13 protein-coding genes are annotated in these 23,344 nt (G+C 58.1%); 3 read left to right on the plus strand and 10 right to left on the minus strand.

Annotation, left to right across the window (positions count from 1 at the left end; genetic code table 11):
• Positions 1 to 75: 75 nt before the first annotated feature.
• Together ptsP and rppH are read right to left on the minus strand one after the other, a co-directional pair.
• A complete protein-coding gene (gene ptsP / locus ACXIZX_RS14890) occupies positions 76 to 2,322 on the minus strand; it encodes a phosphoenolpyruvate--protein phosphotransferase (protein WP_008109260.1) in 2,247 nt (748 codons plus the stop codon).
• A gap of 12 nt (positions 2,323 to 2,334) precedes the next feature.
• Complete coding sequence (gene rppH / locus ACXIZX_RS14895; RefSeq protein ID WP_007890933.1) at positions 2,335 to 2,862, minus strand: RNA pyrophosphohydrolase; 528 nt, start codon at positions 2,860 to 2,862, stop codon at positions 2,335 to 2,337.
• 682 nt (positions 2,863 to 3,544) lie between these two features.
• Between rppH and mutH the strand changes: the two genes are divergently transcribed.
• From mutH to ACXIZX_RS14910, 3 genes are all read left to right on the plus strand, one after another.
• On the plus strand, positions 3,545 to 4,231 hold the full coding sequence (mutH, locus tag ACXIZX_RS14900) for a DNA mismatch repair endonuclease MutH (protein WP_154155385.1): 687 nt from the start codon (positions 3,545 to 3,547) through the stop codon (positions 4,229 to 4,231).
• Positions 4,232 to 4,335: 104 nt separating this feature from the next.
• Positions 4,336 to 4,554, plus strand: coding sequence for a YgdI/YgdR family lipoprotein (locus tag ACXIZX_RS14905; RefSeq protein WP_007890930.1), 219 nt, complete (start codon positions 4,336 to 4,338; stop codon positions 4,552 to 4,554).
• A gap of 144 nt (positions 4,555 to 4,698) precedes the next feature.
• Positions 4,699 to 5,739: an NADP(H)-dependent aldo-keto reductase gene (locus ACXIZX_RS14910; protein WP_008109256.1), complete on the plus strand. Its 1,041-nt coding sequence runs from the start codon at positions 4,699 to 4,701 to the stop codon at positions 5,737 to 5,739.
• A gap of 119 nt (positions 5,740 to 5,858) precedes the next feature.
• Here the strand turns inward: ACXIZX_RS14910 and lplT are convergent, their stop codons facing one another.
• From lplT to ACXIZX_RS14950, 8 genes are all read right to left on the minus strand, one after another.
• Complete coding sequence (gene lplT / locus ACXIZX_RS14915; protein ID WP_008109254.1) at positions 5,859 to 7,049, minus strand: lysophospholipid transporter LplT; 1,191 nt, start codon at positions 7,047 to 7,049, stop codon at positions 5,859 to 5,861.
• Positions 7,046 to 9,196, minus strand: coding sequence for a bifunctional acyl-ACP--phospholipid O-acyltransferase/long-chain-fatty-acid--ACP ligase (aas, locus tag ACXIZX_RS14920; RefSeq protein ID WP_479404442.1), 2,151 nt, complete (start codon positions 9,194 to 9,196; stop codon positions 7,046 to 7,048). The genes lplT and aas overlap by 4 nt, the downstream gene beginning before the upstream one ends.
• A gap of 476 nt (positions 9,197 to 9,672) precedes the next feature.
• Entirely contained in the window at positions 9,673 to 11,076 is a 1,404-nt protein-coding gene (locus ACXIZX_RS14925) for an efflux transporter outer membrane subunit (RefSeq protein ID WP_479404443.1), read from the minus strand.
• The gene (locus ACXIZX_RS14930; protein WP_479404444.1) at positions 11,077 to 14,181 is read right to left on the minus strand and encodes an efflux RND transporter permease subunit; all 3,105 of its coding nucleotides are present in this window, start codon (positions 14,179 to 14,181) and stop codon (positions 11,077 to 11,079) included. It lies immediately after the preceding gene.
• Positions 14,178 to 17,327 (minus strand): MdtB/MuxB family multidrug efflux RND transporter permease subunit, encoded by a 3,150-nt coding sequence (locus ACXIZX_RS14935; protein ID WP_479404445.1) that lies wholly within the window; start codon positions 17,325 to 17,327, stop codon positions 14,178 to 14,180. Before ACXIZX_RS14935 ends, ACXIZX_RS14930 begins: the two co-directional genes overlap by 4 nt.
• Entirely contained in the window at positions 17,324 to 18,568 is a 1,245-nt protein-coding gene (locus tag ACXIZX_RS14940; protein WP_479404446.1) for an MdtA/MuxA family multidrug efflux RND transporter periplasmic adaptor subunit, read from the minus strand. The genes ACXIZX_RS14935 and ACXIZX_RS14940 overlap by 4 nt, the downstream gene beginning before the upstream one ends.
• A gap of 142 nt (positions 18,569 to 18,710) precedes the next feature.
• Positions 18,711 to 20,111, minus strand: a complete 1,401-nt coding sequence (locus ACXIZX_RS14945; RefSeq protein WP_479404447.1) for an efflux transporter outer membrane subunit — start codon at positions 20,109 to 20,111, stop codon at positions 18,711 to 18,713.
• A gap of 92 nt (positions 20,112 to 20,203) precedes the next feature.
• Positions 20,204 to 23,335 carry an efflux RND transporter permease subunit gene (locus ACXIZX_RS14950; RefSeq protein WP_479404448.1) on the minus strand — a complete coding sequence of 1,044 codons (3,132 nt, stop codon included), beginning with the start codon at positions 23,333 to 23,335 and terminating at the stop codon, positions 20,204 to 20,206.
• Positions 23,336 to 23,344: the final 9 nt, after the last annotated feature.

Raw genomic sequence — 23,344 nt, forward strand, 5'->3', positions numbered from 1 at the left:
GCTAAGGGTTCACATAATAAAAGGCCGCGCATAATAGCACAGCCACGTTTAACACAGGTCGCGAAGATGTAACCGTTAACGCCCGCCGCGAATCAAACCGCCTAAACCACGGCGCTCCATAAAGGTGGAGACCAGATGGCGCACTTCCGAGGCGGTATGCGCAGCCAGTCCATGCTCGCTGAGCTTCTGCGCCTCTTCAAAGTCGAGGTGACGCAGCAGATATTTCACACGCGGCACGTTCTTGCCGTTCATGCTGAGATGGTGATATCCCATGCCCACTAACAGCGCGACACACATGGGATCGCCGGCCATTTCACCACACAAGCAGAGCTCCAGTTTGGCCTGGCGGGCTTCGCTGGCGATAGTGTGGAGCGCCCGTAGCATCGCTGGATGCAGCGAATCATACAGGTTCGCTACGCGCGTGTTGTTACGATCGACCGCCAGCAAATATTGCGTCAAATCGTTGGTGCCGACGGAGACAAAATCCACGCGATCCGCCAGATGCGGGATCATAAACAGCATCGACGGCACTTCAATCATGATGCCAATGCGCGGCTTAGGAATCACATAGCCGAGCATCTCTTCCACTTCACGGCCAGCGCGGTCGATCAGACGACGCGCATCATCGATTTCGTCGATATGGCTGATCATCGGCAGCAGAATGCTTAAGTTGCCAGACGCCACGTTGGCACGCAGCATGGCGCGCACCTGCACCAGAAAGATTTCAGGCTGATCGAGCGTTAAGCGAATGCCACGCCAGCCAAGGCACGGATTCTCTTCGCTGATTGGCATATACGGCAGTTGTTTATCCGCGCCGACATCCAGCGTACGCAGCGTCACCGGTTTGTCGTAGAACAGCTGCAGCATGCCCTGATACTGCGCCACCTGCTCCTCTTCGGACGGGAAGCCGTTGTGCAGCATGAACGGAATTTCGGTGCGGTACAGACCAATGCCATCCACCCAGTTATCCAGCGCCTGCTCGTGTTCCGGGCTGAGACCGGCATTCAGCATCACCTGAATGCGCTCACCGCTTTTCAGCTCGCCGGGCTGCTCGACCACGCCTTCGGCCATTTTGCTCAGCGCGTTCTCTTCGCTGATTAAGCGCTGATACTCCTGCACCAGCACCGGTTCGGGATCGATCAGCACTTCGCCGCGATAGCCATCAACAATCAGCAAGCGTTTGTTGAGCTGCGCCGGCAGGATATCCGCGCCCATTACGGTGGGAATGCCCATCGCGCGCGTCAAAATCGCCGCATGTGAGTTGGCGGCACCGTCGCGCACGACCACGCCCGCCAGACGCTCCTGTGGCAATTCAGCCAGCGTGGTGGCGGTGAGTTCATCGGCGACTAACACGAAGCGTTCCGGCCAGGCATTGGTGCCGACCAGTGAATCATCGAGGTGGAACAGCAGACGTTGACCGAGCACGCGCAGATCGCCGGCGCGCTCGCGTAAATATTGATCCTGCAAGTTGGCGAACTGCTCGGCGAACTTCTCGATCACCGTTTTAACCGCCCACTCCGCTACCGATCCGCGCTCGATCTCATCAAACAGATCTTTTTTCAGGCGCGCATCGGTAAGCAGGTGCGAATAGAGATCGAAGATCGCCGCGCTCTCTTTCTGCACGCTGGCAGCAAAGCGTTTACTGAAGCGGCGGAATTCGTTGCCGGCCTCGCCCATCGCCAGCACCAGACGCTCGCGTTCACGCTGCACGTCGAGCGTGGACGCAGCAGAAACCTGGTCGAGCAGCGGCTGGGTTTCATCCACCCAACCCGGCGCAACCGCCACGCCAGGCGCAGCGGCAATGGCTTTTACCCGCGTCTGACGGAATTGACCAAACAGTTGACCGAGCTGCGACTGCGACAGCAATCCCGCCATTTGCGTGGCGAGCGTGACGAGGAAAGACTCTTCGCTTTCATCAAACTGACGGTGTTCGCGCTGCTGGATAACCAGCACGCCAAGCAGCTGGCGACGGCTGATGATCGGCACGCCGAGGAAGGAGCGATAGCGCTCCTCTTTAACAGAAGGAATGTATTTGAAGCTGGGATGGCTTTGCGCGTCGGCGAGGTTGATCGGCTCGGCTAAGCGTCCAACGAGGCCAACAATGCCTTCATCAAACGCCAGCGTGACCGTACGACCACGCGGCTTTTTTAGCCCGCGTGTCGCCATCAGGTAGTAGCAACGACGATCGTGATCGGCGAGATAAACCGAGCAAACCTCGGTTTCCATCGCAAGGCAAATTTCGTTTACCAGAATGTCGAGTGCTTCATTCAGACGTGGAGCACTCGCCACTTTCTCTACAATTTCGCGTAACTGAGTGAGCATAAAGGGCGTGGCCTATCCTCTTTTACGTCGTTGGGCGGCATTATTACGCTGCCCCGCACTCTCCTGCATAGACATCACTACGCCCGCGAATTCTTTCATTACGCGGCGATACACATCGCGCTTGAAAGAGACCACCTGACGTACCGGATACCAGAAGCTAACCCAGCGCCAACCATCAAACTCCGGCGTGCTGCTGTGCTGCACATTGATTTCCGCGTCACTACACATCAACTGCAGAAGAAACCACTTTTGTTTCTGGCCGATACACACCGGCTTTGTGTCCCAACGCACCAAACGTTTTGGCAACTTGTAGCGTAACCAGTTTCGGGTTGAAGCAAGTATTCGAACATCTTTGCGGTGTAAACCCACTTCTTCGAACAGTTCGCGATACATCGCCTGTTCAGCAGTTTCACCCGGATTGATGCCTCCCTGAGGAAATTGCCAGGAGTGCTGTCCAAAGCGCCTGGCCCACAACACTTGTCCTTGCCTGTTACAGATTACGATACCAACATTCGGGCGGTAGCCATCATCATCGATCACTGGACTACCTCAAAGCTAAATTTGAATAGCCTGATTGTTTCACACTCCTTACAGGCGGTAAACCACTGGATAGCGGGCCGCGGGCGGAATAAAAACAGGATAACTCACAGAGATTAGCCAAGTTATAAACAGACGACCCCATTTATCGGCGATCTTATTCACGTTTTCTGTGGATAGCTTTGTGCAGAACACGGGAATGAGTTGAATAACCACTTCGGACAATTCTCATCGCGCAGCATAATAGCGGCGATAAATACGATATATTTCATCGATATAAAACTTATTAACCGTTAAATTACGATCAGGATCAACGGTTATACTCCACTCGGTTTTTTCGATCGGTTAAAGATCCATCACCGACGTTTTTATCCACAGAGAATGCCCTAAACCTGGTCAAAGAAAGGAAAAAAAGCGTTCAAAACACGAAAGTCAAGGCTGTAAATGGAAACAGGGGTACGGGCAAAGGGGTGTTACCCCACTTTTCTGTGGATAACTAGGTTCAACACCTGTTCATTGTCGATAACAAGCTGGGATAACCTGGCCATATCATCGGATGTCCTCATTCCATTGGAATAAAAAAGCACGCTGAATCATGCTATTATCACAGTTATTCAACTAACTGCCATGTGGACAAACCCGGCCCGCGTTTACTGTTCACTCTTCAACCAATGTGAGTTTTAGCATGCACTCCTCACCGTTATTACCGTCACCACCTGAAAACGAAGCGGAATTACTGCAGCGCGCACAACAGCTGGCGGGACAGACCTTTGCCGCGCTGGCGGCGCAGATTAACCTGCCGATCCCGGCGGATTTGAAACGCGACAAAGGCTGGGTTGGCATGCTGTTAGAGCTGCATTTGGGCGCCAGCGCCGGCAGTAAAGCCGAGCAGGATTTCGCCCATCTTGGAATTGAACTGAAAACCATTCCGGTGGATGCGCAGGGCAAACCGCTGGAAACCACCTTCGTGTGCGTCGCGCCGTTAACTGGCAATAGCGGCGTGACCTGGCAAACCAGCCATGTGCGGCACAAACTGGCGCGAGTGCTGTGGATCCCGATCGAAGGCGATCGTGCCTTGCCTTTGGCCGAGCGCCGCGTCGGTTCGCCGCTGCTGTGGCATCCGAGTGAAGAAGAGGAGCAACAGCTGCGCGAAGACTGGGAAGAGTTGATGGATATGATTGTGCTCGGCCAGGTGGAGCGCATCACCGCACGACACGGTGCCTGGCTGCAAATCCGTCCTAAAGCCGCCAATAGCAAAGCGTTGACCGAAGCTATCGGCGAACACGGTGAGCCAATCATGACGCTGCCGCGCGGCTTTTATCTGAAGAAAAGCTTCACCGGTCCGCTTTTGGCGCGACATTTTTTACTGTAAATGCATATTGCTGCCGATAATTTTAGGAATGATGCGATTACTCCTAACGACGAAAGCATTTATTACTACACTTTTGCTGTTGAAGTCGCGAGAAGGAGATAAGAATGAAAGGGTTGGTGAGTGCAGTGGGTTTAGCGTTGGTTGCCGTGTTACTTAGCGGTTGTAGCAGTGATTACGTCATGGCGACCAAAGATGGCCGCATGATCATGACAGATGGCAAACCTGCCATCGATAAAGAGACCGGATTGGTACAGTACACCGATGAGAAAGGCCATCAGATGCAGATCAATGGTGATGAGGTTTCAACCATCATTGAGCGTTAAGTGCCAAATTGCCCTGCCTGCACGCGTTTTCCCTTTGTGCAGGCGATTTCCCGAACTTTCCCCTCTTCCTTCCGCGCCGCTTCACACGCTATAGTCCCAAAGGACACAACATTCCCTTTCATAATGAAAAAAGGATGCCGGCAAATGCACTATCACCGTATTCCCCATAGCACGCTGGAAGTGAGTCAGCTGGGGCTTGGAACCATGACGTTTGGTGAGCAGAACAGCGAAGCCGACGCCCACGCACAGCTTGATTACGCGGTTAGCAGTGGTATTAACCTGATTGATACCGCGGAAATGTATCCGGTGCCGCCGCGCCCGGAAACCCAGGGATTAACCGAACAATACATTGGTAGCTGGCTGAAGAAGCGCGGCAGCCGTGACAAAATCATCCTCGCCAGTAAAGTGGCCGGTCCGGTACGCGGCGCGGATGCGTCGATTCGCCCGAACCAGGCGCTGGATCGTAAAAACATCCGCGAAGCGCTGGATGCCAGCCTGAAACGCCTGAACACCGATTATCTCGATCTTTATCAGCTGCACTGGCCGCAGCGTCAGACCAACTATTTCGGCAAGCTGGGTTATCAATACACCGATTCCAGCGTGCCGGTGACGCTGCTGGAAACGCTGGAAGCGCTGACGGAACAGGTGCGCGCCGGGAAGATTCGCTACATTGGCGTGTCGAACGAAACCGCGTGGGGCGTGATGCGTTACCTGCAGCTGGCTGAAAAGCATGAGCTGCCGCGTATCGTCACCATCCAGAATCCGTACAGCCTGCTGAACCGCAGCTTCGAGGTCGGTTTAGCGGAGATCAGTCAGCATGAAGGCGTCGAACTGCTGGCGTATTCCAGCCTGGCATTCGGTACCTTGAGCGGTAAATACCTGAACGGTGCGAAACCCGCCGGTGCGCGCAATACGCTTTTTAGCCGCTTCACCCGTTACAGCGGCGATCAGTCCAATCAGGCGATTGCTGCCTATGTTGAGCTGGCGAAGAAGCACAATATGGATCCGTCGCAGATGGCGCTGGCGTATGTGCGTCAACAACCGTTTGTCGCCAGTACTTTGCTGGGCGCTACCACGCTGGAGCAGCTGAAAATTAACGTTGAGAGTTTCAATCTAACGCTGAACGCCGATGTGTTAGAGGAACTGGAAGCGATTCATCGCCAGTTTACCTATCCAGCCCCGTAAAACCGTAGGGTCGCCATTCATGGCGACCTGGTGCGCATAAATGCGCACCCTACAATATTCTGCCGTAGGGTCGCCATTCATGGCGACCTTTTTAATTACCGTACAATCCACCGCACCTTCTACCGCCGCCCTTTCCACCACAACACCGCAATCGCCACGGCGAAAATCGCACCGAATCCGACGCCAGTCGCCACCGCAGGCGCGCCCAGCTTGATCGCCACGGTATACAATCCCAGCATCAGCAGCATCGCGGTATTTTCACCGAGATTCTGCACCGCAATCGCGTTGCCTGAACCCACGGACTCCTTGCCGCGCTCCTGCAGCAGCGCATTCAGCGGCACCACAAAGAAACCGCCCAGCGCACCAATCAGCATCAGCACCAGATAGGCGTTCAGCAAGCTGGTTTGCAACGCGAACACCACCACCATCACGCCAATCAGCACACCGGCAGGCATGCAGCGACGCACGGTTTGTAGCGTCACCAGTTTTGCCGCCGCAGCCGCGCCAATCACGATGCCAATCGCCACCATTGCATTCAGCGTGGTTGGGGTTTTGTTGTCGCTGATGCCCAGCGCCACCGGCACCCACAGCACCAGCAGGAAACGCAGCGTCACGCCCGCGCCCCAAAACAAACTGGTACCGAGCAGTGAGAAACGCGTCTCACCGTTACGCCACAGCAGCTTCGTGGCCGCGACGAAACTGCGCAGCATGGCAGCAAAATGCCAGCTCTGGCCCGGACGCGCCGCCGTCAGGCGCGGAATAAAGATGTTCGCCACCACTGCCATCGCATAGGTCATAGCACACACCACCAGCGCAGCCACCAGGTTCCAGTCCGCCAGCATCCCGCCCGCCACTGAACCCAGCAGAATCGCTGCAATGGTCGAGCCTTCCATCAAGCCGTTGGCTTTTACCAGGCGTTCACCGCTGGTGATTTCGGTCAGAATGCCGTACTTGGCCGGCGAATAGGATGCCGCGCCAATGCCCACCAGCGTATAGCCAAGGAACGGGTTAAAGCCGAAGCAGATGGTCAGAGCGCCCAGCAGCTTGAGGCTGTTGGCGAACATCATCACCCGACCTTTGGCGAAGCTATCCGCCATCTGCCCGACAAATGGCGCAAGCAGAATGTAAGTGGCAACAAACAGCATTTGCAGGATTGGCTGGCTCCAGTCCGGATAGAACTGATTTTTCAGCACCGCCAGCGTAACGAACAACAGCGCGTTGTCGCCAAATGCTGAGAAGAACTGCGCCACAATCACCGCCAGCATGTTGCGTGACATTAGCGGTGCATCGTTATTTAACGCCTGGCTCATGCCTGATCCTCTTCCGCCAGCTGCTTGAGGCTGACATAGTCCGGTTTGCCGCTGCCCAGCATTGGCAGCTGCTTCATCACGCGGATATCGCGCGGCACCGCCAGTTCCGGTGCGCCAATCTCACGCGCCGCTTTCAGCAAGATATCGCGAGCCAGTTCGCTGTCGGTAGTAAACAGCACCAAAGCTTCACCCCGATTACCGTCTGGGCGCAGCGATGCCGCATGCTGTTTCTCGCTGGAGGCTTTCAGCGCGATCTGTTCCACAATCTCCAGCGACACCATCTCACCGGCAATTTTGGCAAAGCGTTTCGCACGGCCCTGAATCTGGCAGAAACCACCTTCATCAAAGCTGACGATATCGCCGGTATCGTACCAGCCCGCTTCCATCTCGCCTTCGCCGTTATCGGCAACCGGCACTTCCAGCACGCCCGGATTCTCAACGCGCAGATACCCGTTCATCACGTTTGGACCGCGCAGCTGCAGGCGACCGCCCTGCTCAATGCCCGGCACCGAAATCAGACGCGAATCCATGCCCGGCAAAATGCGGCCGACAGTGTGATTTCTCGCCGCCATCGGCACGTTGATCGCCACCACCGGCGCACACTCCGTCACGCCGTAGCCTTCGAGAATACGGATGCCGTATTTTTCCATGTAGACCTGACGCGTCGCTTCCTGCAATTTCTCCGCGCCTGCCACCACATAGCGCAGACGCGCAAAATCGTAAGGGCTGGCGAAACGCGCGTAGTTGCCAAGGAACGTCGAAGTACCAAACAGCACGGTGCAGTTACGGTCGTAAACGAGCTCCGGCACGATGCGGTAATGCAGCGGGCTCGGATAGAGAAACACCTGCGCGCCGGTCAGCAACGGCGTGAACAAACCAACGGTTAAACCGAAAGCATGGAACAGCGGCAGCGCCGACATAAAGCGATCACGCGGGGTGAAATCCGCCACGGTACGAATCTGCTCAACGTTCGCCAGCAGGCTTTTATGTGAATGCACCACGCCTTTGGGATTGCCTTCCGAACCGGAGGTGAACAGCACCATCGCTGCATCTTCCGGCTGCTGCGCCACCTGCGCACGGCGCGGCATCAGCAGATGCGCCACGATCCACAATTTATCCTGCAAGGTGACGGTATCTTTCAGATCTTCCAGATAGATCCACTGCACTTCGTTGAGTCCCTGCGGCAAGTGCCACAGGTTGCCTTTTTCGAGGAACTGGCGCGAAGTAAAGACGGTTTTCACCTGCGAAGCGGTCAACGCCGCACGCATGCCATTTACGCCTGCGGTGTAGTTGAGCATCGCCGGAATGCGGCCGCGCAGCGAGGCACCCAGAATCGCCGCCGCCGTCACCGTGGCGTTCGGCAGCAGCAGACCGACGTATTCACCTTGCTTGCTGTAGCGTTCGAGAATGCGGCCCACGCCGAGCGCTTTTTTCAGCAAACCGGTGTAGCTATCCGGCTTGAAGTTGATGTCTTCGATGCACGGCTTCATCGCGCCATAACGCTGACGTGCATTGAGGAAAGCCTCGAACAGCGTTTCACGCGGACGCACCGCCATGCGGGCTTCCATCATCACATGGTGCAAGTGCTCGCCCGCCAGCGTGCGGCGATCGCGTGCGCGCTTAGCCTCAGGCATCGGGATTACCGTTGGCGGCAGCACAGTCAAGGTGATGCGTGGGAACAGACGGCGTTTAAACACGCCCGCCAGACGACCAAACGGCGTATATTCCGCGCCTTCGATACGCATCGGCACCACGGTGGCACCGGATTTCGCCGCCACAAAGCCCGCGCCGCTGTAAATCTTCATCAGCGATCCGGTCACGGTAATGCGTCCTTCCGGGAAGATCACCACCGGACGGCCCTGATTGATCATGCGCACCAGATGTTTGATCGACATCGGCTTGGTGGGATCAAGCGGAACGAAGTCGATAATCGGCTTCAACAGACGCATAAACCATTGGTCGCTGATCGATGAATAGACCGCGAACACCGGTTTGATCGGCAGAAACAGCGCCACCAATACGCCATCGAGAAATGACATATGGTTGGGGGTGATCAGCACTTTCTCTTTATGCAGTGCCGCGAGGTCGCCGCGCAGTTCCACACGCCACAGCAGGCGGAACAGGAAACGGAAAAAAGTGAGTAGCATGCCAGCTCCTTAGCAATCGTAAAAAATGGCTCTTACGATGCAGGATCTGGGGATTTTCGACAAGTGGCGCGGTGATTTAAACGCAATTGCGGTCGTAGGGTCGCCATTCATGTCGTAATGCCGCTCAGTTAAGCGCAGAGCGACTTTCGTTCGCCTCGTGCTGAGGCAGTTGCAGCACCTTCGTGCGGCGACCGAGCAGAGGACGCCTGGCCGCGCCCTCTGCACTCCCGGGCCTTGCGCCAGCCCAACCCGCCGCTTCGCGGTGCCTTCACTCATTCACGATTCCTTACGGACCGGTGTCGATTCGCTCCTGCTCAGCGCCACCTCTCGCCGCATCCATGCGACTCGCCCTGGAATCCCTCATTCGCTCAGCGGTTTGGGATGTCGCCTCAACACCCGCGCTGCAGCGACTATGCATTTTCCTGACTCACCATCGCTACAAATCCCGTAGGGTCGCCATTCATGGCGACCTGGTTTCACCGCGCATCCGCCTGCCAGCCGCCGCCCAGCGCCGCGATCAGACCGACGCTGCTGACCCATTGCGTGCTCTGCAGCGACAGCAAACTCTGCTGCGCGCTCAGGCTGCTGTTCTCGGTGGTGGCGACGTCGAGATAGTCGATCATCCCGGCATCATACTGATTGCGCGTCACGCGTGCCGATTCCTGTGCCGCGTCGGTTGCCGCCTGCTGCGAGGCGATTTCGCCCTGCAAGGTATTCAGCTGCACCAGATAATCTTCCACTTCGCCCATGCCCGTCAGCACCGACTGGCGATAACTGGCGACGCTGGCATCATAGGCGGCGCGTGCCTGTTCCACTTTCGCTGAGGTGGCACCGAAATCTAACAGCGTGCCGCTCAGTTCCGGCCCCAAAGACCAGACACGATTGGGCAGCGAGAACAGGCTGTTGATCGCCGATGAACTCACGCCGCCGCTGGCGCTCAGCGTCAGGTCGGGATAGTAGCCGGCAATCGCCACGCCAACCGCCGCATTCGCCGCCGCCACGTTGCGCTCGGCATAGGCGATATCAGGACGGCGCTGCAACAGCTGCGACGGCACGCTGTTCGGTATCGCGGGCATTGCCGCCTCCAGCTTCGCCACCGGCAAGGAAAAATCCGCCGGTGCGCGGCCCAGCAGCAGCGCAATCGCGTGCTCCATCTGCGCACGCTGCCACTGATAATCCTGTGCTGAAGCGCGGGCGCTCTCCAGCTGCATCTGCGCCTGCGCTAAGGTGGCGCGCGATTCGCTGCCCGCCGCGTATTTGTTTTGAATCACCGTCAGATAGCGCTGATAGGCATCGATACTGCGCTGATAGAGCGCGATTTTCTCGTCGATGATGCGCAGCTGGAAATAGTCCTGCGCCAGTTCGGACTGCGCGCTCAGAGTAATATTCGCCAGCTCGGCCTTGCTGCCTTCGGCGCTGGCGTTGTTCTCCTCCAGCGTGCGTCGCAGTTTGCCCCACAAATCCAGCTCCCAGCTGGCGCTGAGTTCGGCGGCATGGCTGTTGCTGACGCTGCGTTGTCCGGTGGTGCTGGCGCGGCTACCGCTGCGCGTGCTGCTGGCGTCGTAGCCCACCGACGGCAACAACTCCGCGCGAGATTGCCCAGCCAGCGCCTGTGCTTGGCGGTACTGCGCGGCATAGCTGGAGACGTTCTGGTTGGAGATACTCACCTGTTTCAGCAGGCTGTTCAGCGTGGCGTCGTGATACACCAGCCACCATTCACCTTTGCTGTTTGCATCCTGCGGCGTCGCCTGCGTCCAGCCTTTGGCTTCTTTGAAATGGGTCGGCATCGCCATGCTCGGGCGCTGATAATCGGGGCCAACCGCGCAGCCCGCCAGCAGCATCACGGTGAGCAACGGCGTAATTTTCAGGGACATTTTCATCTATCGGGATTCCACATGACGCAACCGCAGCCACTGACGTTGCGTGGCGCGGCTCAAACGATCGAGCCAGAGATAAACCACCGGCGTAGTAAACAGAGTCAGCAGTTGGCTCAGCGCCAAACCACCGGCAATCGCCAGCCCGAGCGGGCTACGTAAGTCGGCATCGCCGCCGCTGCCCAGCGCCAGCGGCAGCGCGCCGAAGAACGCCGCCAGCGTGGTCATCATGATCGGCCTAAAACGCATTAAACAGGCTTGAGTGATCGCCTGCTGCGGCGTCATGCCTTTACTGCGCTCGGCGTGAATCGCAAAGTCGATCATCATGATGGCGTTCTTTTTCACGATACCGATCAGCAGGATGATGCCGATCAGTGCGATCACCGTGAGCTGCGTATTGGTGAGCAGCAGCAACAGCAGCGCGCCCACGCCCGCCGACGGCAACGTTGAGAGAATAGTGATCGGATGGATGTAACTCTCATACAGCACGCCGAGCACGATATACACCGCCGCCAGCGCCGCGATAATCAGCCACGGCATAGTGGCGGTAAGCTGGGCGAACGCGGCGGCGGTGCCAGCAAAACCGGCCTGAATAGTGGAGGGTAAACCGAGCTGCGCCATCGCCTGCTTAATCAGCGCCTGCGCCTGCTCCAGCGACACGCCATCATTCAGGTTGAAGGCGATGGTGCTGGTGGCGGATTGGCCCTGATGCGCCACCGACAGCGGTGCGTTGCCGCCTGTGAAGCTGGCGAACGCCGCAAGCGGCACGCGATCGCCGCTGTCGTTAATCACGTACAGCTGCTGGAGAATCGCCGGATCGCGCGTATAGCTATCCTGCAGCGACATCACCACATGATACTGATTGAGCGTGTGATAGAGCGTGGCGACCTGACGCTGGCTGAAGGCGTTATTCAACATTGTGTCGAGCATCTGCACGTTCACACCAAGCCGTTTGGCGCGGTCGCGATCGATGTTAATCACTACTTCCTGACCGCCGGTTTGCGAATCAGAATCGACGCTATTCAATTGCGGGATCGCCGCCAGCGCCGCCTGCACTTTTGGCGTCCATGTGCGCAGCAGATCGAGATCGTCGGCCTGCAAGCTGTATTGATAAGTGGCATTGGCGCTGCGCCCGCCGATATGCAGATCCTGCGCCGCCATCAGGAACATCTGCGCGCCGGCGATATGGCTGGTTTTCATACTAAGACGGTTCGCCACTTCGGTGGCAGTGGCATCGCGCTTGTCAAAATCCTTGAGCCGCACGAAGAAGTTGGCGCTGTTACGCGAACCGAACATGCCGCTGCCCATCGACGACATCACGCTATCCACCGCCGGATCGGACTGGATGATTTTGGTGAACTGCAGCATTTTCGGCTTCATCGCCTGGAAGGAGATGTTCTGGTCGGCACGCAGCGCGCCCATCAGCAGGCCGGTATCCTGATTGGGGAAAAAGCCTTTCTGCACCACGGAAAACAGGAACAGGTTAAGCAACACGGTCAGCACCAGGCTGAACATCGTCAGCTTTTGGTGCGCCATCACCCAAGCCAAGCCGCGCGAGTAAGCCGCCAGCAAGGCGTTAAGTTGGTTTTCGATAAACTGATACAGCGGATGCGGGCGTTGAGTGACTTTGGGTTTCGGCTTCAGCAGGCGCGCGCACAACATCGGCGTCAGGCTTAGCGAGACAAACATTGAGATCAGCAGCGATACCGTCAGCGTGACGGCGAATTCGCGGAACAAGCGTCCGACGATGCTGCCCATCAGCAGAATCGGGATAAACACCGCAATCAGCGACATGGTCATCGACAACACGGTAAAACTCACTTCCTGCGCACCACGCAATGCCGCGCGCAGCGGACTGAGCCCTTCTTCGATATGGCGCGTGATGTTTTCCAGCACCACAATCGCGTCATCGACGACAAAGCCGGTGGCGATAATCAGCGCCATCAGCGACAGGTTATCGAGGCTGTAACCCAGCAAATACATCACCGCGCAGGTGCCAATCAGCGAGACCGGCAGCGCCAGCGCCGGGATAATCACCGCCTGCACGTTGCGTAGAAACACAAACACCACGGCGATCACCAGCAACATCGCCACCAGCAGCGTCTCTTCGGTGTCGTACAGCGAGGCGCGCACCGTCGGCGAGCGATCCACTACCACTTTTAACTGGGTATCGGCGGGCAGATCTTTTTCCAGCGCTGGCAGCTGCGCTTTGATGGCATCAATGGTGTCGAGCATATTGGCACCGGCCTGGCGCTTAATGCCCACCATCACCGATGGCATGGCGTTGAGGAAACCGGCCTGATACTGATCTTCAACGGAGTCATAAACGGTGGCGACATCATGCAGCCGTACCGCTTTGCCCTCTTTATAGGTAACGATCAGATCCTGATACTGCGCGGCTTTATCCAGCTGGCCGTTGCTGTCCACCACCCATGACTGGCTGCTGCCCTGCAAAATGCCCTTTGGCTTGTTGGTGGTGCTGTTGGCGATGGCGCTGCGCACCGTATCCAGCGAAATGCCGTACTGCGTCAGCTTCAGCGGCTGCAAATCGATACGCACCGCCGGTAAGGCGCTGCCCATCAGCGACACTTCACCCACGCCTTTTACCTGTCCCATCGCCTGTTCAATTTTGCTTTCGGCCAGATCGTAAAGTTCGCCCGGCGTGCGCGTGGCGGAAGTCAGCGCCAGCATCACAATCGGCGCATCGGATGGATTGGCTTTGCGATAGGTCGGCAGCGACTCCATCGCACTCGGCAGCAAACTGCGCGCGGCGTTGATCGCCGCCTGCACGTCACGCGCCGCACCGTTGATGTCGCGATCGAGATCAAACTGCAAAATCACGCTGGTCGATCCCTGCGAACTGCTGGAGGTCATCTCGGTGACACCGGCGATCTGCCCCAGCGAACGCTCCAGCGGCGTGGCGACGGTGGCCGCCATGGTTTCCGGGCTGGCACCGGCCAGGCTGGCGCTTACCATAATGGTAGGGAAATCCACCTGCGGCAGCGGCGCGACCGGCAGCAGCCGATAGCCCAACGCACCCAGCAGCAGGATCGCCAGCGTCAGCAATAATGTGGCAACCGGGCGGAAGATAAACAGCCGGGTGAGGTTCATCGCTCGCCTCGCGCCTGCTGCTGCTTGCGCTGCATGTAGCGCTTGCCGCGCTGCGCGATGCCATCAAACCACAGGTAAATCACCGGCGTGGAGAACAGCGTTAGCACCTGGCTGACAATCAAACCGCCGACAATCACCAAACCCAGAGGCTGGCGCAACTCGGCACCGGAACCGGACGCCAGCATCAGCGGCAGCGCACCCAGCAGCGCCGCCATGGTGGTCATCAGAATCGGGCGGAAGCGCAGCAAGCACGCCTGATGAATCGCGTCCCGCGCGCTCATGTGCTGCTTATTTTCCGCCTCCAGCGCGAAGTCGATCATCATAATCGCGTTCTTCTTGACGATTCCGATCAGCAGGATCACGCCAATCAGCGCGATCAGGCTAAACTCGCTGCCCGCCAGCAGCAGCGTCAATAGCGCGCCGACCGCCGCCGACGGCAGCGTCGAGAGAATGGTCACCGGATGGATAAAGCTTTCATAGAGAATGCCGAGCACCACATACATAGTGATTAATGCCGCCAGAATCAGCCACAAGGTGTTGCCGGTGGCGCTCTGGAACGCCGAGGTTTCGCCCTGATAACGCAAGGTGATGCTCGACGGCAGATTGAGCTGCTGCGTCACTTCAGCGATCGCCTTCTGCCCCTCTTCCAGCGAGTAGCCGCTGTTGAGATTGAACGACACCATCACAGCCGGGAACTGATTAAGGCGCATATGCATCAGCGAACCGGTGCGCTGATGAATAGTGGCGATGGAAGTCAGTTTCACCATGCCGGTGGTAGTGGTTGTGGTGGTGTCATCAGTTGAAGACGTTGTGCTACTGCTCACCGGCAAATAGACATCATCAAACGAAGCTGGCGATTGCTGATACTGCGGCGCCACTTCCAGCACCACGCGATACTGATTGGCCTGCGTAAAGATGGTCGAGACCAGGCGCTGACCGAAGCTGTTGTACAACGCGGTATCGACGTCGGCGGCGGTGATGCCGTAGCGCGTCGCTTTATCGCGGTTGAGTTCGACGTAAGCCACACGCCCTTGATCCTGCAGGTTGCTCACTACGCCGTTAAACTCCGGACGCTGCTGCAAGGCGGCGACCATCTTCGGCGTCCAGCTCACCAGGTTTTCGCTGTCGGCATCATCCAGCGTGAATTGATACTGGCTCGGCGACACCTGATCGTTGACGGTTAAATCCTGCGCCGGTTGCAGATAGAGCTGAATGCCCGCCACCTGCTGCGCCGCCTGTTGCAGCTGTTTGATCACCACATCGGCTTTGTCGTCGCGATCGCCAAACGGCTTGAGGTTGATCTGGATGCGCCCGCTATTCAGGCTGGTGTTGCTGCCATCAATGCCGATGGTTGAGGACAAACTCTCCACCGACGGATTTTGCAGAATCACCTTTGCCAGCGCCTGCTGCCGTTTCGACATTTCGGTAAACGACACATCCTGCGACGCCACGGTGACGCCCTGAATCAGTCCGGTATCCTGCGTCGGGAAGAAGCCTTTTGGGATGGCGATATACAGCAGCGCGGTGAGCGCAAAGGTCGCCAGCGCCACCAGCAGCGTCAGCTTCTGATGGTTCAGCACCACCGTTAGCATGCGGTCGTAGCTGCGCACCAGCTTGTCGAACAGTTCGCCGCCTTTACGCGAGAAGCGCGACTGTTTTTCCGGCGGAATGTGCTGCAACAGATAGGCGCACAGCATTGGCGTCAGCGTCAGCGACACCACCATTGATACCAGAATCGACACCGCCAGCGTGATGGCAAATTCGCGGAACAGCCGCCCAACCACGTCGCCCATAAACAGCAGTGGGATCAGCACCGCAATCAGCGAAAAGGTCAGCGAGATAATGGTGAATCCAATTTGCTGCGAGCCTTTCAGCGCCGCCTGCATTGGTGTTTCGCCCTCTTCCAGCCGCCGTGAAATGTTCTCCACCACCACAATCGCATCGTCGATAACGAAGCCAGTAGCGATGGTCAGCGCCATCAGCGACAGGTTATTCAGGCTGAAGTCGGCCAGATACATCACGCCGAAGGTACCAATCAGCGACAGCGGCACCGCCACGCTGGGAATCAAGGTCGCCGCCACGTTGCGCAGGAACAGGAACGTCACCATCACCACCAGCGCCACCGACAGCATCAGCTCAAACTGCACGTCGCTGATCGAGGCGCGAATGGTTTGCGTACGATCCGACAGGATGCTCATCTTCACGCCGTCCGGCAGCGCGGCCTGCAATTTCGGCAGCTGCGCTTTGATGCTGTCCACCACCTGAATCACGTTGGCGCCCGGCTGGCGCTGCACGCTGATCACAATCGCCGGACTGTTGTTGGCCCACGCCGACTGGAAGCTGTTCTCCGGCCCTTGTTCGATATGCGCGATATCTTTTAGCCGCAGCGCCGCGCCGTTTTGATAAGTGATAATCAGATTGCCGTACTCATCGGCGGTGCGCAGCTGATCGTTGGCGTCGATGGTGACCGAGTGATATTTGCCGTCGAAGCCGCCTTTCGAGCCGTTCACGTTGCTGTTACTGATTAGCGTGTTGACGTCCTCCAGCGACAGCTTGTGCGCTGCCAGCGCTTTCGGGTCCATCCGCACGCGAATCGCCGGTTGATGGCCGCCCGCCAGCGTCACCATGCCGACGCCGTTAATCTGCGACAGCTTGAGCGCCACGCGCGTGTTCACCAGATCCTGCACCTGCGTCAACGGCAGCGTGTCGGAACTGACCGCCAGCGTAATCACCGCCGTATCAGCCGGATTAACCTTTTTGTAGGTCGGCGGATTGGGCAGATCGCTCGGCAGCAAGTTATTGGCAGCGTTGATCGCCGCCTGCACTTCCTGCTCGGCGACATCCAGCGACAGATCGAGGCTGAACTTCAGCGTGACGATCGACGATCCGCTTGAGCTGGTCGACGTCATCTGGCTCAGGCCGGCCATTTGGCCGAGCTGGCGCTCCAGCGGCGAGGTGACGGACGACGCCATCACATCCGGGCTGGCACCGGGATAGAGCGTGGTGACCTGAATGGTCGGGTAATCCACCTGCGGCAGCGCCGAAGTAGAAAGAAAACGGTAGGAGAAGATCCCGGCGATCAGCACGCCGACCATCAGCAAAATGGTGGCGACCGGACGCTGGATAAACAGGCGAGATGGATTCATTTGGCCTCGGCGGTCGCGGTAGTTTTACTCTCATCCGCCAGCTGCACTTTGCTGCCGTTGGTCAGGCGATCGATGCCTTCGGTCACCAGACGATCGCCCGGCTCCACGCCTTTGAGGATCGCCTGCTGATCTTCACCAAACGTTGGCCCGGTGGTGACCGCTTTGCGCGTCACGGTGTTGTCTTTATTGATGACAAACACGAAGCTGCCGTCGCTGCTCAACTGCAGCGCCTGCGCCGGGATCACCGTGGCATTTTTCAGGATGTTGGTTTGCAGACGCAGATTGACGAACTGATTGGCAAACAGCGATTCGTCTTCATTCGGGAAGGTGGCTTTCAGCTCGATGGTGCCGGTCGCGGTGTCGATCTGGTTGCTGATGAACTTCACCTCGCCCTGCGCCAGCGCGCGGCTGTTGTCCTGATCGTAGGCGGTGGCGGGCAGGCTTTGTCCACCGTGCAGCGCTTTGGTCAACTGCGGAATGTTGCCCTGCGGCACGCTAAAGGTCACGGCGGCGGGCTGCATCTGCGTCACCACCACGATGCCGGTGGTATCGGTGGTTTGCACCATATTGCCGGGATCGACCAGACGCAAACCGACGCGTCCGCTAATCGGCGAGGTGATGCGCGCGTAATCGATATCCAGTTTAGCGCTGGCGATCTGCGCTTCATCGGCGGCTACCGCGCCTTTGTACTGCCCGACGGTGGCAGTTTGCGTATCGAGATCCTGGCGCGATAACGAGTCCTGCGCCGCCAGTTTCTGATAGCGCACCAGCGTTAACTGCGCGCTTTTCAGCAACGCCTGATTCTGATTGAGATCGCCCTGATACTGCGCCAGTGTGGCCTGATAGCTGCGCGGATCGATCTGCGCCAGCAGCTGTCCAGCGCTGACTTTCTGCCCTTCAGTGAAGAACACTTTTTCTAACTGACCGGCCACGCGGCTAGTCACCGTGACGCTGGCGTTAGGGATAACGGTACCGAGCGCGTTGAGGTATTCCGGCACATCGGCAGTTGTGGCGATGCCGCTGTGTACCAGCGTTGCGCCGCCCATCATCATCGCCATGCCCGGCGGGCCGCCCGCGCCACCACGATGACCGCCGCGTCCGCCTTTCTCACCGCCCGGCGGCATGCCGCCATGTCCGCCGACCACGCGCCAAATCACGCCCGCCACAATCAACAGCACAACCAACAGGAGCAGCCATTTCAGCCAGCGAGAGAACGTGGAGCGGGAAGCGTTAGGAGTCATCAGGATCTTCAAGTCAGCAAGAAAAAGGAAAATCCCCGGTAAAACAGGGGATTATTTCAAAGGGAAATCATCACTGCGCGCATTATCGGTTGAATGCCCGCGCGAATTCCATACGCGAACCGTAAGGGTTTCGTTAAGGCAATTAAGATTTCCAGCCGCCGCCTAACGCCTTGTACAGGGTGATTTTCTGGCTCAGCTGGCCCAGATGCGCGCTGATCAGCGACTGCTGCGAACTGTAAAGCGATCGCTGGGCCACTAACACATTGAGATAATTGTCTACACCTTGTTTGAAGCGCAATTCTGAATAGTCGTAGTCGCGCTGATTGGCGCCAACCTCCTGTTGCAGCGCCGTCAGCTGATCCTGCCAGGTATCCTGACCGGCCAGCGCATCGTTCACCTCTTTGAAGGCGGTTTGAATCGCTTTCTCGTAATCGGCAATGTCGATACGTTTTTCGATATGCGCGATATTCAGGTTGGCCTCATTTTTACCGCCGTCAAAAATCGGCAGATTAATCGATGGCATAAATGACCATGCGCCGGTGCCGCCGCCCAGCAGGCTACCAAGCGAACTGCTGGTGGAGCCGCCGGAGGCGGTCAGCGTGATGCTCGGGAAGAAGGCGGCACGCGCCGCGCCGATATTGGCGTTCGCCGCCTTCAGCGTGTGCTCGGCCGCCATGATGTCCGGGCGACGCGTCAGCAGATCCGACGGCAAGCCAGCGGGCGTCTCCGGGAATTGCCAGTTGGCATCCAGCGTGGCGTGCGACAGCAGCGTGGCGGGCAGATCGGTGCCGACCAGCAAGCGCAGCGCATCGACATCCTGCCGCACCTGCCGCGTGTAACTCGCCACGTCGGCCTGCGCCGCGCGCACCGTGCTTTCGGCCTGCGCCAGATCCTGATCGCTGCTGGCACCGCCGTCGTAGCTGAGTTTGGTCAGACGATACGATTCCTGCTGGCTTTGCGCGGTACGTTGCGCCAGATGCAGCAGATCGTTATCCGAGCTCAGCGTCAGCCACGCCGTCGCCACTTCCGAAATCAGCGAGATGCGTGTGGCGCGCTCGGTGGCGGCGCTCGACAGATAGGTTTCCTGCGCCTGATCGCTCAGGCTTTGCAGACGGCCGAAGAAATCCAGCTCCCACGATGTCACACTCAAACCGCTGTTCAGCTCGTGATAGGTCACCGCGCCGCTGGTTTTGGTGTTGTAGAGATTGGCCGGTTCATGCGCCGAGGTCTGGCTGGCCGTGGCGTTGATCGACGGCATTAACGCCGCGCGCTGCACCGTGACGCCCTGCTGCGCCTCTTGCACATTCAGCGCCGCCACGCGCAGATCGCGGTTGTTGTCGAGCGACAGCTGAATCAGGTTGCGCAGCGTGGCGTCAGTGAAGAAGTTCTGCCACGGCAAATCCGCAACGTTGCCGACCGGCGTCGCCTGATCGTATTTAGCATCCACCGGCAGCGCCGGACGCTGATAGTGCGGCGCCATGCTGCATCCGGCCAATACCAGCATCAGCGGCAACAGCGCCAGACGGAAATTTTTAGTGTTCATTTTTAACTTAAGCATTCTAGTGCCTTTGTGTGAAGGTGCGCATGAATGCGCACCCTACGAAAACCTGTAGGGTCGCCATTCATGGCGACCGTTTAACTGTCTTGCACGGTCTCTGCTGCGGCTTTTTTCTTACGCGCAAAGAACTGCGAAACCACCACGTAAAACATCGGCACAAAGAAGATGGCGAGGAAAGTCGCGGTGATCATCCCGCCTGCCACCGCCGTACCAATTGAGTGCTGGCTGCCTGCGCCCGCGCCGTTGGAGAGGGTCAGCGGCAGCACGCCGAGGATAAACGCCATCGAAGTCATGATGATTGGACGGATACGCAGCCGCGCCGCTTCCACCGCCGCTTCCACCAGCGTTTTACCCTCGCGCTCATGCAGCTCTTTGGCGAACTCGACGATAAGAATGGCGTTCTTCGCCGCCAGCCCGACCGTGGTCAGTAAGCCAACCTGGAAGAACACATCGTTCTGCAGGCCGCGCAGCAGTACCGCGCTGATGGTGCCGAGGATGCCGAGCGGCACCACCATGATCACCGAGAACGGAATCGACCAGCTCTCGTACAGCGCCGCCAGACACAGGAACACCACCAGAATCGAGATCAGATAGAGCTGCGTAGTTTGGCTGCCGGATGCCTGCTCCTCATACGAAATGCCGTACCACTGCACGCGGAACCCGTGCGGCAGCTGCTTCGCCAGCTGTTCCACCGCTTTCATCGCTTCACCGGTACTTTGGCCTGGCGCGGGCGATCCGAGGATCTCTTCGGCAGTTAGGCCGTTAAAGCGTTCAAAGTGCGGCGAGCCGTACACCCATTTGCCCGAAGCAAAGGCGGAAAATGGCACCATGGTGCCGCTGCTGTTGCGGAAGTACCATTTGTCGAGATCGGACGGCGTGACGCGCGAGTCCGCTTTGCCCATCAGATAGACCTCTTTCACGCGGCCGTTATACATGAACTGATCTATGTAGCTGGAGCCCCACGCCACCGACAAAGTGTTGTTGATGTCGGTCATGCTCAGGCCAAGCGCGCTGGCCTTCTCATCATTGATCTCCAGCTGATACTGCGGCTCATCTTCCAGCCCGTTAAGACGGACCTGCGCCAGATGCGGATCTTTGTTCGCCAGCGAAATAAGCTGGTGCGCGGCATCCATCATCTGCTGATGGCTGTGCGCGCCGGTATCCTGAAGATAGAGGTCGAAGCCGGTGGCGTTGCCCAGCTCCATCACCGCTGGCGGCACCATGGCGAAGATTTTGGCGTTCTGATAGTTGGCGAAGTGCGCCATCACGCGGTTCGCCAAATCCTGCACGCTTTGCCCGCTGTGCGTGCGATCACCCCAATCTTTCAGGCGCACAAAGGCCATGGCGTTGCTCTGGCCGCGACCGGCAAAGTTAAAGCCCGCCACGCCAAAGGTGGTGGTCACCACCGACGCTTCGTTCTGCTGCAGATAGGCGTTGAGATCGTTGATGACCTGCTGAGTACGCTGCGACGACGAATTCACCGGCAGCGTGATCTGCACCATCATCAAGCCCTGATCTTCGCCCGGCAGGAAGGTGGTCGGTACACGCGTGAACAAAAAGCCCGTCACGCCGACGATCACCAGATAGATCACCAGGAACAGGCCGCGACGGGAAATCACTTTGCTGACGCCGTTGGTGTAATGCATCGCGCCGCTGTCGAACTTGCGGTTAAACCAACCGGCGAACCCGGTGGTTTTGTGCTCCGCCGCCGCCGGTTTCAGCAAGGTGGCGCACAGCGCGGGCGTGAAGATCAGCGCCATGATCACCGACAGCGCCATCGCCGAGACGATGGTGACCGAGAACTGGCGGTAAATCACGCCGGTCGATCCGGAGAAGAACGCCATCGGCAGCAGCACCGCCGACAGCACCAGTGCGATGCCAAACAGCGCTCCCTGAATCTGCTGCATCGACTTGATGGTGGCAGCTTTGGGATCGAGATGCTCTTCGTGCATCACACGCTCGACGTTCTCCACCACCACAATGGCATCATCCACCAGCAACCCGATGGCCAGCACCATACCGAACATGGTGAGAGTGTTAATGCTGTAACCAAACGCCGACAGAATGCCGAAGGTGCCCAGCAGCACCACTGGCACCACCAGCGTGGTGATCAGCGTGGCGCGCAGGTTTTGCAGGAAGATCAGCATCACGAAGAACACCAGCACTACCGCTTCGATCAGCGTTTTCACCACTTCTTCAATCGAGGCGCTGACCACCGGCGAGGTGTCGTACGGATACTGAATTTCGACGTTATCCGGCAGCGAATCTTTCAGGTCGGCGATGGTTTGGCGCACCGCTTTGGCGGTATCCAGTTCGTTAGCGCCGGTTGCCAGACGCAGCGCGATACCGGCGGCCGGTTTGCCGTTCATGGTGGCGTCGATGCCGTAGCTCTGCGGCCCGAGCGCTACGCTGGCCACATCTTTCAGCCGCACCTGCGAGCCGTCGCTGTTCACTTTCAACAGCACATTCTCAAACTGCTGCACGGTGGTGAAACGGGTTTTGCCGAGAATCGTCGCCTCGGTTTTCGCGCCCTGAATGGTCGGCAATCCGCCCAATGAACCAGACGACACCTGCACGTTCTGGTTATCAATCGCCGTGGTGACATCGCTCGGCATCAGGTTGTATTTGTACAGCTTGGCCGGATCGAGCCAGATGCGCATCGCGTATTCCGACCCCAGCACCATGAAGTCGCCGACGCCCGGCGTACGCGAGATCGGATCTTCCAGTTTCGACACCAGCATGTCGGCCAGATCGCCGTTGGTCAGCTTGCCGTCTTTGGAGATCAGCCCGATCACCATCATGAAGTTTTTCTGGTACTTACGGATGCGGATGCCTTGCTGAGTGACATCGGTGGGCAGCTGCGACTCCGCCAGCGACACGCGGTCCTGCACCTGAACCTGGGCGATATCGGGATTGATGCCCTGATTAAAGGTGGCGATGATCTGCGCGCTGCCGTCCGAGGCGCTGCTCGATTCCAGATAACGCAAACCATCCAGGCCGTTCAGCTGCTGCTCAATCACCTGCACCACGGTGTTTTGCGTGGTTTCGGCGCTGGCGCCCGGATAGGTCACCGAGATGGATACCGCTGGCGCGGAGATGTTGGGATATTGATTGACCGGCAAACTGATAGCGGCAATCGCGCCCACCAGCATCACGATAATCGCGATAACCCAGGCAAAAATTGGACGTTCAATAAAAAACTTCGACATGCCGCCCCC

The sequence above is a fragment of the Candidatus Pantoea symbiotica genome, from assembly GCF_056491525.1.